12 protein-coding genes and 1 tRNA gene are annotated in these 14,211 nt (G+C 70.3%); 3 read left to right on the top strand and 10 right to left on the bottom strand.

The window, feature by feature from the left end:
- Nucleotides 1-10 precede the first annotated feature (10 nt).
- Both ACWGKU_RS26080 and ACWGKU_RS26075 read right to left on the bottom strand, forming a co-directional pair.
- Nucleotides 11-799 (bottom strand): helix-turn-helix domain-containing protein, encoded by a 789-nt coding sequence (locus ACWGKU_RS26080; protein ID WP_452178429.1) that lies wholly within the window; start codon nt 797-799, stop codon nt 11-13.
- Nucleotides 800-899: 100 nt separating this feature from the next.
- Nucleotides 900-985, bottom strand: a tRNA-Leu gene (locus ACWGKU_RS26075).
- 62 nt (nt 986-1,047) lie between these two features.
- Here ACWGKU_RS26075 and ACWGKU_RS26070 point away from each other — a divergent pair.
- Nucleotides 1,048-1,734, top strand: a complete 687-nt coding sequence (locus ACWGKU_RS26070; protein WP_401048619.1) for an ANTAR domain-containing response regulator — start codon at nt 1,048-1,050, stop codon at nt 1,732-1,734.
- A gap of 59 nt (nt 1,735-1,793) precedes the next feature.
- Here the strand turns inward: ACWGKU_RS26070 and ACWGKU_RS26065 are convergent, their stop codons facing one another.
- The 6 genes from ACWGKU_RS26065 to ACWGKU_RS26040 form a co-directional block, all read right to left on the bottom strand.
- Entirely contained in the window at nt 1,794-2,510 is a 717-nt protein-coding gene (locus tag ACWGKU_RS26065; RefSeq protein WP_359914214.1) for an ABC transporter ATP-binding protein, read from the bottom strand.
- Entirely contained in the window at nt 2,507-3,328 is an 822-nt protein-coding gene (locus ACWGKU_RS26060; protein ID WP_380546903.1) for an ABC transporter ATP-binding protein, read from the bottom strand. The genes ACWGKU_RS26065 and ACWGKU_RS26060 overlap by 4 nt, the downstream gene beginning before the upstream one ends.
- Before the next feature lie 8 nt (nt 3,329-3,336).
- Nucleotides 3,337-5,268: a branched-chain amino acid ABC transporter permease gene (locus tag ACWGKU_RS26055; RefSeq protein WP_452178451.1), complete on the bottom strand. Its 1,932-nt coding sequence runs from the start codon at nt 5,266-5,268 to the stop codon at nt 3,337-3,339.
- Between the two features lie 5 nt (nt 5,269-5,273).
- Nucleotides 5,274-6,203: a branched-chain amino acid ABC transporter permease gene (locus tag ACWGKU_RS26050; protein WP_359819021.1), complete on the bottom strand. Its 930-nt coding sequence runs from the start codon at nt 6,201-6,203 to the stop codon at nt 5,274-5,276.
- Between the two features lie 131 nt (nt 6,204-6,334).
- Nucleotides 6,335-7,561, bottom strand: a complete 1,227-nt coding sequence (locus ACWGKU_RS26045; RefSeq protein WP_401048614.1) for a branched-chain amino acid ABC transporter substrate-binding protein — start codon at nt 7,559-7,561, stop codon at nt 6,335-6,337.
- A 612-nt stretch (nt 7,562-8,173) separates the two neighbouring features.
- Nucleotides 8,174-8,686 carry a PaaI family thioesterase gene (locus ACWGKU_RS26040; protein WP_452178428.1) on the bottom strand — a complete coding sequence of 171 codons (513 nt, stop codon included), beginning with the start codon at nt 8,684-8,686 and terminating at the stop codon, nt 8,174-8,176.
- 235 nt (nt 8,687-8,921) lie between these two features.
- Here ACWGKU_RS26040 and polA point away from each other — a divergent pair, with 235 nt between their 5' ends.
- On the top strand, nt 8,922-11,609 hold the full coding sequence (gene polA / locus ACWGKU_RS26035) for a DNA polymerase I (RefSeq protein WP_401051933.1): 2,688 nt from the start codon (nt 8,922-8,924) through the stop codon (nt 11,607-11,609).
- Between the two features lie 84 nt (nt 11,610-11,693).
- A complete protein-coding gene (locus tag ACWGKU_RS26030) occupies nt 11,694-11,861 on the top strand; it encodes a hypothetical protein (protein WP_401051931.1) in 168 nt (55 codons plus the stop codon).
- Between the two features lie 59 nt (nt 11,862-11,920).
- Here ACWGKU_RS26030 and ACWGKU_RS26025 read toward each other — a convergent pair whose 3' ends face one another.
- Together ACWGKU_RS26025 and ACWGKU_RS26020 are read right to left on the bottom strand one after the other, a co-directional pair.
- The gene (locus ACWGKU_RS26025) at nt 11,921-12,505 is read right to left on the bottom strand and encodes a signal protein (RefSeq protein ID WP_452178427.1); all 585 of its coding nucleotides are present in this window, start codon (nt 12,503-12,505) and stop codon (nt 11,921-11,923) included.
- A 123-nt stretch (nt 12,506-12,628) separates the two neighbouring features.
- Complete coding sequence (locus tag ACWGKU_RS26020; RefSeq protein ID WP_452178426.1) at nt 12,629-13,723, bottom strand: HEAT repeat domain-containing protein; 1,095 nt, start codon at nt 13,721-13,723, stop codon at nt 12,629-12,631.
- Nucleotides 13,724-14,211: the final 488 nt, after the last annotated feature.

Genomic DNA, 14,211 nt, shown 5'->3' with positions numbered 1-14,211 from the left:
CGCGCCGCTGTCAGTGCTTGGGGCCGATGTGGGCGTCCATGAGGGCGACGGAGTCCTTGCGGGCGACGGAGATGTTGACCTGGCCGGTGGGGCGGGGGATCGAGGCCTTCCACTGGACGCCGACGGCGTCGAGGGTGGCGGTGAAGAGGCCGATGATGTCGGCCGACGTGTTGGTGAAGAAGTACCGGGGGTACTCGTAGCGCTTTGTGACGCCACCGACCGTGCGGGTCGTCCAGTTGGTGATGCGGCAGCCGTCGGAGTGGATCAGGCCCCGCAGGAACTCCCACGGGTGGGCGTCGACGATCGCCTGCTGCCACGTTTCCAGGGTTATGGTGCGTTCGTGCTTCTTGCCGGGGCCGTGCTGGGGGAAGAGGCAGGTGAGGTGGTTCGAATAGATCTTGACGTCGTGGCACCCGGTGCGCCGCACCCGGCAGGGCTTGTTGTTGGGGAGGACCTGGCGCATGGCCTGTTCGACGGAATCCATGATGGCCGGCCAGGTGTCGTCGCAGGTTATCTGGAGGCTCTGAGTCCTGCGGTATTCGTTGGGCAGCAGGATGTGGCCGTCGCCGAGGTACAAGCCCAGTAGGCAGGAGTAGGCGGGGCGGTCCAGTTCGTCGCCGTAGCAGTGGATGCACGTCGAGCGCTTACGGCCGGGAAGCTCGTCTCGTATGGCGAGGTCTCGATGCTTCCACCAGGAGACCGTGCCCTGCGGAACGTGGAGTCGGCGGGCCACCTCGGCGTTGCTGAGGCCTCGGCGGAGGAGGTGGACGGCTTGTTCGCGCACAGAGAGAGTGGTCATGTGCGCCAGAGTGGGGTGTGACAGGCCGGATGGCGGATGCTTTGGAAGCAGTCCACTGGATAGAGTGAAATCCCCGAGGCCTGGGAATATAAGGAAAATCTGGTGCCGAGTGTGGGATTCGAACCCACACGCCCTTTCAGGCAATCGCTTTTGAGGCGATCGTGTCTGCCCTTCCACCAACCCGGCTGGTTCGCGCCCGTGAAGGATACCCTGTGAGCGCTGTCGGGCGCAGCTAGGTACCCTCGTGCATGCAGTACCCCGCCGGAACTAGGAGCCCCGTGAGCACCGCCGACGAGCAGGCGCAGCCGCTTGAGACCGATACGCCCCAGATCACCCGGATTGTGATCGCCGAGGACGAGGCGCTGATCCGCCTCGACCTCAAGGAGATGCTCGAGGAGGAGGGGTACACCGTCGTCGGTGAGGCCGGTGACGGGGAGACGGCGGTGCGGCTGGTGGAGGAGCTGAAGCCGGACCTGGCGATCTTCGACGTGAAGATGCCGGTGCTGGACGGGCTCTCCGCGGCCGAGCAGATCCACGACAAGCACCTGGCGCCGGTCCTGATGCTGACGGCGTTCTCGCAGCGGGAGCTGGTGGACCGGGCGCGGGACGCCGGGGCGATGGCGTACATCGTCAAGCCGTTCTCGAAGTCGGACCTGGTGCCGGCGATCGAGATGGCGGTCTCCCGGTACGCCGAGATGCGGGCGCTGGAGAAGGAGATCGGGGACCTCAGCCAGCGGCTGGAGACCCGGAAGCTGGTGGACCGGGCGAAGGGCGTGCTGCAGACCAAGTTCGGGCTGAACGAGCCGGCCGCCTTCCGGTGGATCCAGAAGACCTCGATGGACCGCCGGATGACGATGGCCGCGGTGGCCGAGGCGGTCATCGAGGAGGGCGAGGCCCAGGACCGCAAGAAGGCGGACGAGGCCAAGGGCGAGTAACAGGTACGGGAAGGGCCCGGCAGAACGTTTCTGCCGGGCCCTTCGACGTGTGTACGGGCTCAGTCCTCGCCGAGGTAGGCCTTGCGGACGGACTCGTCGTGCAGGAGGTCGGGCCCGGTCCCGGAGAGGACGATGCGGCCGGTCTCCATGACGTACCCCCGGTCGGAGAGCGAGAGCGCCGCCTGGGCGTTCTGCTCGACCAGGAGGATGGTCGTGCCGGAGGACTTCAGCTCCACGATGGTGGACATGATCTTCTGCATCATCAGCGGCGAGAGCCCCATCGAGGGTTCGTCCAGCATCAGCAGCTTGGGCCGGGACATCAGCGCCCGTCCCATCGCGAGCATCTGCTGTTCGCCGCCGGAGAGCGTACCGGCGGCCTGGCGCCGGCGTTCGCCGAGGATCGGGAACAGGCCGTAGGCCCGTTCGACGTCGGCGGTGATGCCGGCGGCGTCGGTGCGCAGGAAGGCGCCGAGGAGGAGGTTCTCCTCGATGGTCATCCGGGGGAAGATGTGCCGTCCCTCGGGGGAGTGGGCGAGGCCGAGGGCGACGATCTTGTGCGCGGGGACGGTCGAGAGGTCCTGGCCGTCGAAGGTGATCCGTCCGGCGGTGGGCTTGAGCAGGCCGGACAGGGTGCGCAGGGTGGTGGTCTTGCCCGCGCCGTTGGTGCCGATGAGGGTGGTGACCTCGCCCTGTTCGACGGTGAAGCCGATGCCCTTGACGGCCTCGATCTTGCCGTAGGCGACGCGGAGGTCCTCGACCTCGAGGAGTGCGGTCACTGGTCGGTCTCCGTAACGTTCTCCGGAACAGCCGGGGTGGTGCCTTCGAGCGGGGCGCCCAGGTAGGCGGTGATGACGCGTTCGTCGTTCTGGACGGTCTCGCGGTCGCCCTCGACGATCTTCTGGCCCTGGACGAGTACCGCGGTGCGGTCGCAGAGGTTGAAGATGAAGCGCATGTCGTGCTCGATGACGAGGACGGAGACGCCCTTGTCGCGGATCGCGAAGACGAGTTCCTCGGCGGCCCGGGTCTCCTGGGGGTTCATGCCGGCGGTGGGTTCGTCGAGCAGCAGCAGGCCGGGTTCGGAGGCGAGGGCGCGGGCGATCTCCAGCTTGCGCTGCTCGCCGTAGGGGAGGTTGCGGGCGAGGTGGTCGGCCTTCTCGGCGAGGCCGGTGAACTGCAGGAGTTCCATGGCCTTCTCGCGGCTCTCGGCCTCGGCACGGTGGTAGCCGGGGCCGCGCAGGATGGCGGAGAAGATGCCTTCCCTGGTGCGGGTGTGCCGGCCGACCAGGACGTTCTCCAGGACGGTCATGTTGGCGAACAGCCGGATGTTCTGGAAGGTGCGGGCGATGCCGGCCTGGGTGACCAGGTGGGGCTTGGGCGGCAGCAGGGTGTCGCGGAAGCGGACGGCGCCCTCGGTGGGGACGTACAGGCCGGTGAGGCAGTTGAAGAAGGTGGTCTTGCCGGCGCCGTTGGGGCCGATGAGACCGATGATCTCGCCTTCGCCGACGGTCAGGGAGACGTCGTTGACGGCGGTGAGGCCGCCGAAGCGCATGGTGACGCCGGTGACTTCGAGCAGGGGTGCGGCGGTGGTGGTCATCGGGTCGGTCACGCCCCTGCCTTGGTGAGTGCGGTCGGCTCGCCGGTGGCCTGGGCCGGGAGGGCGGCCTCGTGGAACTCCAGCTGCCGGCGCCGGTTGGGGATGAGGCCTTCGGGGCGCACCCGCATCAGGACGATGAGGGCGGCGCCGAAGGCGAGGAGCTGGTAGTCGGCGAGGAATTCGAGCTTCTTGGGGATGAGGAAGAGCAGGGTGGCGCCGGCCAGCGGGCCGCTGATGGTGCCCATGCCGCCGAGGATGACCGCGGCGAGCAGGAAGGCGGAGTTCGGCGGGAGGGCTTCGGCGAAGGTGTACTGGTCGGGGGTGACGGTGTAGCTGACGTGGGCCTGGACGGTGCCGGCCAGGCCGGCCAGCAGGGCGCCGAGGGCGAAGGCGAGCAGCTTGAGCCGGAAGCCGTTGATGCCCATGGCCTCGGCGGCGGTCTCGTCCTCGCGGATGGCGACCCAGGCGCGGCCGATGCGGGAGTCGCCGACCCGGGCGAAGACCAGCACGACGACGGCGGTGACGAGCAGCATCAGCAGGTAGTAGTTGGAGAAGCGGCCGAGTTCGACGCCGAGGACGGTGTGCGGCTTGCCGAGGTCGAAGCCGAGGATCTCCAGGTCGGGGATGCGCGGGATGCCGTTGGAGCCGTTGGTGACCTTGGGGCCGGTGGTGCCGTTGAGGTTGAGCATGGTGATGCGGAAGATCTCGCCGAACCCGAGGGTGACGATGGCGAGGTAGTCGCCGCGCAGCCGCAGGGTGGGGGCGCCGATCAGGACGCCGAAGATCATCGAGACGACGGCGCCGGTGAGCATCGCGGCCCAGAACGGGAACTGGACGTGGATGGGCGAGGCGGGGGAGCCGGAGACCAGGGCGGCGGCGTAGGCGCCGACGCCGAGGAAGGCGACGTACCCGAGGTCGAGCAGGCCGGCCAGGCCGACGACGATGTTGAGGCCGAGGGCGACGGTGGCGAAGATCAGGATGTTGGTGGCGACCGAGGTGTACTGGTCGCTGGTCTGGGTGAACGGGAAGCCGGCGGCGGCGGCGAAGGCGGCGCCGGTGGTGACCGGGCGGTGCTTGACGGTCAGCGCGCGCAGCCGGGCGAGCAGGCCGGACTTGGCCAGGGCGGGGACGGCGAGGGCGACGAACAGCAGGTAGCCGGTGAAGAGTTCGCCGTACTCGGTGTCGATGCCGAAGGTGATCGCGAACAGTCCGGTGCCGAAGGCGAGGACGATCAGCAGCACCTCGACCCAGGAGGGGAGCGCCCGCGCTGCGGCCAGCGGGCGGTCGATCCGGCCCAGCCGCAGTGCGCTGTTGGCGAGGTGGCCGAGCTGGAGCAGCAGGACGGCGCCGGCGGCGATGGCGAGGCCGCCGGCGAGGGCGGTCAGGACCGGGGCGACCGGCTTGTCCGTGGGGACGGCGTGGGCGCCGAACCAGGCGGCGGGGGCGACCGGGACGAGCAGGAAGAGACGCTTGTCGAGGATCCGCAGCGGGACGGCGGTGCGGCGGTCGAGCGGCAGGGCGAGGGCGCCGAGGACGGAGATCAGGCCGCCCGCGGCGAGCACCCAGCCGCCGGGTTCGAGGTTGGCGAGGCCGCCGAGTTCGGCGGAGACGGCGGCGACCGCGTAGACGGCGACGGCGAGGGCGCCGGTGGCGGCGAACAGGACGGCGTTGTTGCTGCGGGTGGGGGCGGCCCAGCGCAGTCCGGGGACGCCCTGGGCGGCGAGCAGCAGGACGAGGGTGAGCAGCCCGGCGGCGAGGGCGAGCCACTGGAGGCCGGCCGGGGAGCCGTAGTACGTGAGGTCGCCGGGGAAGTCGGAGGTCCAGGTCCAGGACATGGCGGCGGAGGCGGCGGTGGCGAGGGCGCCGAGTGCGGTGACGGCGGCGGCGGCGCGGGCCGCCAGCGGGATGACCGGGGTGGTTTCGGTGCGGGTGGTGGTCATGGTGGTCACGCCCTGTCCGCGACGCGCTCGCCGAGCAGGCCCTGGGGCCGGATCAGGAGCACGAGGATGAGGAGTACGAACGCCCAGACGTCCTTCCAGGCGCCGCCTCCGAAGAGGTGCATGCCGGGCAGGTGCTGGATGTACCCGGTGGCGAGGGCTTCGGCGAGGCCGAGGGCGAGGCCGCCGAGCATGGCGCCGTAGATGTTGCCGATGCCGCCGAGGACGGCGGCGGTGAAGGCCTTGAGGCCGAGGATGAAGCCCATCCGGAAGTCGACCTGGCCGCTGCGCAGCCCGTAGGCGACGGCGGCGACGGCGGCGAACGCGGCGCCGATGGCGAAGGCCATGACGATGATGCGGTCGGTGTCGATGCCCATCAGCTTGGCGGTGTCCGGGTCCTGGCTGGTGGCCTGCATGGCGCGTCCGGAGCGGGTGCGGGTGACGAACCAGCCGAGGGCGAGCATGCACAGCGGGGCGGCGATGATCAAGAAGAGGTCGCTGCGCTGGATGGTGACGGAGCCGAGGCTGAACGGGTCGCCGGGGAGCTTGGGGAAGACCCGGGCCTTCTTGGCGTCCGGGTAGAAGGAGAAGACGAGTTGCTGGAGGAAGATGGACAGCCCGATCGCGGTGATCAGCGGGGCCAGTCGGGGGGCGTTGCGCAGGGGGCGGTAGGCGAAGCGCTCGGCGGCGACGGCGGTGAGGGTGGAGACCAGGATGCCGGCGATCAGCATGAGCGGCAGGGCCAGCCACAGGGTGGTGCCGCCGGGGAGGGCGAGGTAGGCGGTCAGGGCGCCGAAGCCGCCGACCATGACGATCTCGCCGTGGGCGAAGTTGATGAGCTGGACGATGCCGTAGACCATCGTGTAGCCGATCGCGACGAGTCCGTAGAGGGCGCCGAGGATCAGGCCGTTGGCCAGCTGCTGCGGTAGGTCGTGCACCGCTGGGCCTCCGTAGTGCGTTCGGGGGTGTCCGCGTGGGTGGTGGATGTGGGTGCGCGCGGGGGCACTCGTGGCGCCCCCGCGCGCGGTGGTGGTGAAGTGGCGCTGGTGGTGCTGGTGGTGACTGGGCGTCAGCCCTTGAAGGTGCCGGACTTCTCCACGGCCCACTTGCCGTCCTTGACGGTGTAGACGGTGAGCTGCTTGTTGGTGGTGTCGCCGAACTCGTCGAAGGAGACCTTGCCGGTCACGCCGTCGAAGCTGACCTTCTGGACGGCGTCGCGGACGGCCTTGCGGTCGGGGACCTTGCCGTTGTTGTCCTTCACGGCCTGCTTGACGCCCTGGATGATGGCCCAGGCGCTGTCGTAGGAGTAGCCGCCGTAGGTCTCGTAGGCGTCCTTGTAGCCGGCGGTCTTGTAGTCGGCGATGAACTTCTTGGCGGTGTCGAGGGATTCGACGGGCAGGCCGACGGCGGTGGCGTAGTCGCCCTGGCTCTTGGGGTTGAGCTTGATGAAGTCGCCGCTCTGGATGCCGTCGCCGCCCATCAGCGGGATGTTGACGCCGGCCTCCTTGAGCTGGAGGGAGAGCGGGCCGGCCGCGGGGTACTCGCCGCCGTAGTAGACGGCCTCGGCGCCGGAGCTCCTGACCTTGGTGACGATGGCGGCGAAGTCGCGGTCGTCGGGGTTGACGTGCTCCTCGCCGACGAGCTGGCCGCCGAGCTTGGTGAACTCGCCCTTGAAGGTGCCGGCCAGGCCCGCGCCGTAGGTCTTCTGGTCGTCGATCAGGAAGACCTTGGTCTTCTTGGCGTCGTTGTAGAGGAACTGGGCGGCGAAGGGGCCCTGGACGGCGTCGGTGGTGGCGGTGCGGAAGTAGGACGTGAACGGGCGCTTCTTCTCGCCGCTGGCCCACTTCTCGCCCTGGCTGAGGGCGACGCCGGTGTTGGCGGGGGAGACCTCGGCCAGGCCGGCGTCGTCGAAGATCTGCTGCATCGACTGGGCCACGCTGGAGTTGAGCGGGCCGACGACGCCGAGGACCTTGGAGTCGCCGACGAGCTGGGTGGCGTTCTGCTGGCCGGGGGCGGGCTTGCCGGTGTCGTCCAGGGCCTTGATCTCGAACTTGACGCCGGGGACCTCGTTGGCCTCGTTGGCCTTCTTGATCGCGAGGTCGACGGAGTTGCGGATGCCGAGGCCGAGGGCGGAGAGGTCGCCGGTGAGCGGGGCGTCGACGCCGATGACGACGGTGGTGGAGCCGGAGTTGGAGGTGCCGCCGTCGGCCTTCTTCTCTCCGCGGGAGCCGCAGGCGCTGAGGCTGAGGGCGCCGATCACGGCAATGCTCACGACAACTGCTGAACGATGACGCACGAGGGTCCCCTTCGGTTCAGGAGGCGCCCGCGCCTGAATGGCGGGAGCCGGAGTGCGCGGAGGGCCTGGCCCAATCGAATGGCGCGGTGACTGGCCGTGACTCTAGATGCCGTTGGGCGGCTCGGGCAGTGCTGGGAGCAGGCTGTGATTCTCTTGTTATGAGCACACGGAGCATTTGTCTCACGATGTGGTCGTTCTGGCTCGATCGACCCCGCGATGCCAGGCGTTTACGCGCTGGTAGGGCGATGTAAGGCCCAGAAATGAGGGTTGCAGCTGGCAGCACCGATAATCGGACACCTGTGTCCGATGCCCTGCTTTCGGCCTTGAGCGTCCGGATTTCGGACAAGGAGGGTGCGACCGGATGATCCCGGGGCGCCCGCGGGCCTCGGAACCGGCAATTGATCGGATTTCCTACTTGTTACTCAGCGTTACAGGGGCGGGTTTGCACCGACCGCGCCCGGACACGTGAAGGCCCCCTTGTCCAGACCAACGCCTGCCCAGGGTGGCGGAAGGTCAAACAAGGGGGCGGAAAAGGGACTTGATGTTGTCCGGAGTGAACTCGCGGTTCCGGTGGGGACGTTGTCGGGCGGGAGGGCGCGGTCGGAGCCGCCGTCAGAGGTCGCGCAGCATGCAGGTCAGCCGGCAGCTGGTGATCCGCCGGCCGGTGTCGTCGGTGATCGCGATCTCGTAGGTGGCCGCGGTGCGGCCCTTGAACACGGCCGTCGCCACCCCGGTCACCAGCCCGGAGGTGGCCGAGCGGTGGTGGGTCGCGTTGAGGTCCACACCGACCGCGTACCGGCCGGGACCGGCGTGCAGCATCGCCCCGATCGAGCCCAGCGTCTCGGCCAGCGCCGCCGACGCGCCGCCGTGCAGCAGCCCGTACGGCTGCTGGTTGCCCTCCACCGGCATGGTGCCGACCACGCGGTCGCCGGAGGCCTCGACGATCCGGATGCCGAGCTTCTCGCCGAGGTGGCCGCCCGAGAAGGTCTCCGGGTTCACGCCGAGCTTGGCGAAGTGGTCCAGCACGTCCTGCGGGACGTTCAGGACGGGGGCGGTGTCGGGAGTGGTGTCGGGGGCGCTGCCGGGGACGTCGAGGGGGGCGGTGCCGGGGGCCGCATCGGTCATGGGGGAACTCCTGCCGCTGGGATCTGCTGGGGGGATGTGCCGCCTGTGATCGTACGACCGTCCTACTCATAGGTAGCAGCCGCGGCCGAACCGGCGCGGCGTCCTTTTTGTCGGTGCCGGGCCATAGGATCGGTGGCCGGTAGTGGAATCGGCAGGAACGGACGTTGACGTGGCTACGCAGAGTACGGACAAGGGCGCGACGGGTGGCGGCGGGGCCGGCCCGCGGCCCCGGCTGATGCTGCTCGACGGGCACTCGATGGCCTACCGGGCCTTCTACGCCCTGCCCGTGGAGAACTTCAACACCTCCACCGGCCAGCCCACCAACGCGGTCTACGGCTTCGCCTCGATGCTCGCCAACACCGTCCGGGACGAGCAGCCCACCCACCTCGCCGTCGCCTTCGACCTCTCCCGGCAGACCTTCCGCTCCGTCGAGTTCCCCGACTACAAGGCCAACCGCGCCAAGACGCCGGACGAGTTCCGCAGCCAGGTCGGCCTGATCGGCGAACTGCTCGACGCCATGCACGTCCCCCGGCTGACGGCCGAGGGCTTCGAGGCCGACGACATCATCGCCACCCTGGCCACCGCCGCCGAGGCGGCCGGCTACGACGTCGACATCGTCACCGGCGACCGCGACTCGCTCCAGCTGGTCACCGACCACGTCACCGTGCTCTACCCGACCAAGGGCGTCTCCGAGCTCACCCGCTACACCCCGGAGAAGGTCGCCGAGAAGTACGGCGTCACCCCGCGCCAGTACCCGGACCTCGCCGCGCTGCGCGGCGACCCGTCCGACAACCTCCCCGGCATCCCCGGCGTCGGCGAGAAGACCGCCGCCAAGTGGGTCAACCAGTTCGGCTCCTTCGACGAACTCGTCGCCCGCGCCGACGAGGTCAAGGGCAAGATCGGCGAGAAGCTGCGCGACCACCTCGACTCGGTCAAGCGCAACCGGGTGCTCACCGAGCTGGTCCGCGACGTCGAACTCCCGCTCGGCGTCACCGACCTGGACCGCAAGCCCTTCGACAAGGACGCCGTCGGCACCCTGATGGAGTCGCTGGAGTTCCGCAACGCCAACTTCCGCGACCGCGTCTTCGGCATCGACCCGACCACCGGCTCGGACACCGCCGAAGCCGAGCTCGCCCCCGGCGTCGAGGTGGACGGCGAACTCCTCACCGACCCCGGCACCCTGGCCGCCTGGCTCGCCGAGCACGCCTCCGACGGCAAGACCACCGTCGCGCTCGCCGCCGTCTACCAGTGGGCGCTCGGCGCCGGCGAGGTCACCGAAGTGGCGCTCGCCGCCGGGGAGACGGCCGCCTGGTTCGACCCGGCGCTGCTCGCCGAGGAGGACGAGCGGGCCTTCGCCGCCTGGCTCGCCGACGCCGGCGCCCCCAAGGCCCTGCACATCGCCAAGCAGGTCATGCGCGCCTTCGCCGAGCGCGGCTGGACCATCGAGGGCGTCGTCGCCGACACCGCGCTCGCCGCCTACCTGGAGAAGCCCGGCCGCCGCACCTTCACCCTGGAGGTGCTCGCCGAGGAGTACCTGGCGCGCTCGCTCACCCCGGCCCCCGCCACCGAGAGCGGCCAACTCTCCTTCGACGCACCGGAGGAGGACGAGACGGCCGCCGCCCGGTCGCTGATGCTCCAGGCCCGCGCCGTACTCGACCTCGCCACGCTCTTCGACACCCGCCTCGGCGAGGTCGGCGCCGCCGAGCTGATGCACGACATGGAACTGCCCATCGCCGCCCTGCTGGCCCGGATGGAGCGCTACGGCATCGCCGCCGACCGCGAGTGGCTCACCGGCCTGGAGGCCCAGTTCGCCGCCGAGATCCAGCGCGTGGTGGAGGAGGCGCACGCCGCCGCCGGGCACGAGTTCAACCTCGGCTCGCCCAAGCAGCTCCAGGAGATCCTCTTCGGCGAGCTCGCACTCCCCAAGACCAAGAAGATCAAGACCGGCTACACCACCGACGCCGACGCGCTCACCTGGCTGGCCACCCAGACCGACAACGAACTGCCGGTCGTCCTACTGCGCCACCGCGACCAGGCCAAGCTGCGCACCACCGTCGAGGGCCTGCTCAAGACCGTCTCGCCCAAGGGCCGGATCCACACCACCTTCAACCAGATGGTCGCCGCCACCGGCCGACTCTCCTCGCAGGACCCGAACCTGCAGAACATCCCGGTCCGCACCGAGGAGGGCCGGGCGATCCGCCGCGCCTTCGTCGTCGGCGAGGGCTACGAGTCGCTGCTCACCGCCGACTACTCCCAGATCGAACTGCGGATCATGGCCCACCTGTCCGAGGACGAGGCGCTGCTGGAGGCCTTCGCCTCCGGCGAGGACCTCCACACCACCGTCGCCTCCCAGGTCTTCGAGGTGCCGCGCGCCGCGGTGGACGCCGAGATGCGCCGCAAGATCAAGGCCATGTCCTACGGCCTGGCGTACGGACTCTCCGCGTACGGGCTCTCGCAGCAGCTCGGCATCAAGCCCGCCGAGGCCCAGGGCCTGATGGACACCTACTTCGAGCGCTTCGGCGGCGTGCGGGACTACCTGCGCCGGGTCGTCGACGAGGCCCGGGCGACGGGCTACACCGAGACCCTGCTCGGCCGCCGCCGCTACCTGCCGGACCTCAACAGCGACAACCGCCAGCGCCGCGAGATGGCCGAGCGGATGGCCCTCAACGCCCCGATCCAGGGCTCGGCCGCCGACATCGTCAAGATCGCCATGCTCCGGGTGGACGAAGCGCTGCGTACGGCCGGCCTCACCTCCCGGATGCTGCTCCAGGTGCACGACGAAATCGTGCTGGAGCTGGCCCCGGGCGAGCGCGAGCAGGTCGAGGCCGTCGTCCGCGAGCAGATGGCGGGCGCCTACCCGCTGCGTGCCCCGCTGGACGTCTCGGTCGGCGTCGGCCCCAACTGGGAGGCCGCCGCGCACTGACGGCACCGCTGCCGCACGGGCCCGGGCACGCGAGTGTCCGGGCCCGCCGCTACGATCCTGCCGGTCCGGCGCGCAGTGGGCGCAGTGGGCGCGACGGCGACCGCCGAGGAATCGGACCCGCAGGGCAAGTGCTTCCACGACTCGGCCGGCCGGATCATCACCTGCGGGCCCGTCCAGACCGGTATCCCGATCCTGCGCCCGGGGCAGACGATGGGCACCCCCACCCCGGGCCGGCCGAACCACACCCACTGACGCGAAGCAGCCGACCGCTCGGCTGTTCCGACACGTCACTGATCGAACCGGGCCGTTCTTCAGCCGGCCGAGACCTGGAGCTTGTAGTCCACGGAGACGGCAAAGGATCCCGACGAGCCTCTGATGCTCAGTGTGTGGTTGCCGGGGGCCAGCGGTTCCACTTGTACCCAGAGTCCGCAGGCCTGGGTTCGGAACCGCCCCCCGTCCCGGGTGAGCGGATTGCCGGCCACCGCACTGATCTGCACGGCTGTGGCCTCGTACCGATCGGGTTCCAGCGCTTGGCCGTCGAGGACGGCGCTCCCCTGTGCCGTGGCCATGAAGGCGTTGCAGTCGTCCGTTTCGCCGAAGAGGTTCACCAGGGGGAAAGCCACCGGCCGTGCCGCGGGCACTGTGCACGAACGCGTCACGGCCCCGCCGAAGGTGCCGGCCAGGAACCAGACGCCGCCCTTCTGTCCCCGGGCGCACAGGTGGCCGTCCGGATCCGAGACCGGGTTCGAGTCGCTGCTGCTCGAAGCCGCCCAGCTCCACCAGCGACCTTGGAGCTCGGCGGCGTTCAGCTTGGCCCGCGCGCCACTCCCGTGCGCCGCGAGCGGGACAGGCGTGCTGGAGCACGCGCTGACCAGAGCCAGTGCTCCGATCAGCAAGGTTGTGGATCTTCTGAGATGCATGGGCGAAGAGTAGGGGGCCGTGACTCCTCCTGGCGCCGGGCAGGCACTCGGCGCTTCCGGTACCACCGCACTGCGTACGGGGCAGAGGCGTGGCAGCCGTCATCGACAAAGTGGCCTGGATCCACACCGAGGGCCGGGAGGGGAACCGGGCAGGGTGCTCGGCAGGTCGGCCGTGACCAGCTCGGCAGCGCGCGCGGGGTCGCCGTCCGCGCGGGCGAGCAGCGCCTCGATGTCGTAGCTCGACGACCCGAAGGCGGCGTCGAGGCCGAGGGAGCGGCCCCAGCCGAAGCGTTCCATGGAGACGGCGGCGCCCAGGTCGGGGCGGAGCCGGTCGAGCGTGCAGACCAGCTCCCAGGCGAAGGCGTCCAGGCGGGCCCGCCGAGCCGGGTTGCAGGCGTTCACGGCATCGGTGACCCAGTCCTCGCCGGGCTCGTACTCCGGGAGGGCCGGCAGCGGTTCGAGGACGTCCGCGATCGGCGCCGCGCTGAACGTGAGGAGGTGCGCGTCCTCGGGGTTGCCGAGCAGTTCGGCCAGGAGCGGGACGGCGCGGGGGTCGTGCCGACTGGCCAGTCCGCGGATCGCCTCCGTACGGGCGTCGGCGTGCTCGTCGGCCGTCCGCTCCCAGAGCGCGGCCCGGATCGCGGGGCTGTCCACCTCGGACTGGACGCCGAGGGTGAACGTCGCCCAGTTGCGGACCTCCGGGTCCGGGTCCTGGCTCAGCCCGATGAGGGTGCGGATGTCCGGCCCGTCCGGTAGGCCGGTGAGGACCTCCGCGAACGAGCGGGCCACCCCCTCGCGGACCTCGGCGTCGGGATGCCCGGCGAGGGTGACGAGGACGGGGACGGCGCGCGGGTCGTGCGTCTGCTCGATCGCGCGCGCCAGGGACCGCAGTACGTCGGCCTCGGTCTCCCGCTGCGCGAGGGCGACCAGCGCGGTGGCCGTCCCGACGCGGACCGCCTCGTGGTGATAGCAGGCGTCGCGCAGCAGGTCGCAGCCCGCCCCGCGCTCGATCGGATCGGCCGAACCGATCAGCTCCAGGCCGAGCGGCAGCGCCGTCCTGTCGGCGGCCGCCTGCCACAGCAGCGATACGTACTCGGCCCAGCCGTCGTGGTCGTCCGGGTCGTCCGAAGCGGCGATGGCGCGCGCCGCCACCAGTGCCCGCGTGACCAGCTCCGCCACGGTGTCCGTTTCCATGCGGGCATTCTGGTGCACCCACCGCGAGTGCGCGCGGGAATTGTCGGCCCGACCGCGCCTCCGGTCCACGCGCGCGTCGACAACCCCGGACGAGATCGGACCCGACCGAGAGCCCGACTTGCCCACAGGCCAAGGGGATCGAGCGCAACTTCTTCGCTGCGCCCGGCGCGGTGGCAGCCAGGATCCGGTGCCGGCGCTCGCCCGCGGGCTGGTTCACGAGCCCGTCGACGATCGGGGTGGAACCGGCCGAGGCGAGGTACGCCGAGTTGGCGTCCATGGTGCAGCCGGCGAAGAACATCGGCAGGTCGAGCCACTCGTCCAGGGGCGCATGGTTGAAGCGGCAGGACGTCGAAGCTCGCCGGTCTTCCGCGCGGCGGGGCGGTGGGGGTGCGCAGGAAGTCGGGGGGGCCGACGTACATCGCAGGCATGGGGGGTGGTCAGGGTGGGGGGGGGTGGGTGCGGCAGGGGGGGGGGGCGTAGGTGAGGCG

It is taken from the genome of Kitasatospora sp. NPDC054768, from assembly GCF_053612025.1.
Note: the sequence above shows the minus strand (reverse complement) of the source record. Positions and strands in the feature narration are given on the sequence as shown.

Coding starts and splice junctions, on each gene's coding strand:
- polA (WP_401051933.1), top strand. CDS start 8,922: ATGCTGCTCGACGGGCACTCGATGGCCTACCGGGCCTTCTACGCCCTG.
- ACWGKU_RS26055 (WP_452178451.1), bottom strand. CDS start 5,268: ATGACCACCACCCGCACCGAAACCACCCCGGTCATCCCGCTGGCGGCC.
- ACWGKU_RS26070 (WP_401048619.1), top strand. CDS start 1,048: ATGCAGTACCCCGCCGGAACTAGGAGCCCCGTGAGCACCGCCGACGAG.
- ACWGKU_RS26040 (WP_452178428.1), bottom strand. CDS start 8,686: ATGACCGATGCGGCCCCCGGCACCGCCCCCCTCGACGTCCCCGGCAGC.
- ACWGKU_RS26020 (WP_452178426.1), bottom strand. CDS start 13,723: ATGGAAACGGACACCGTGGCGGAGCTGGTCACGCGGGCACTGGTGGCG.
- ACWGKU_RS26060 (WP_380546903.1), bottom strand. CDS start 3,328: ATGACCACCACCGCCGCACCCCTGCTCGAAGTCACCGGCGTCACCATG.
- ACWGKU_RS26080 (WP_452178429.1), bottom strand. CDS start 799: ATGACCACTCTCTCTGTGCGCGAACAAGCCGTCCACCTCCTCCGCCGA.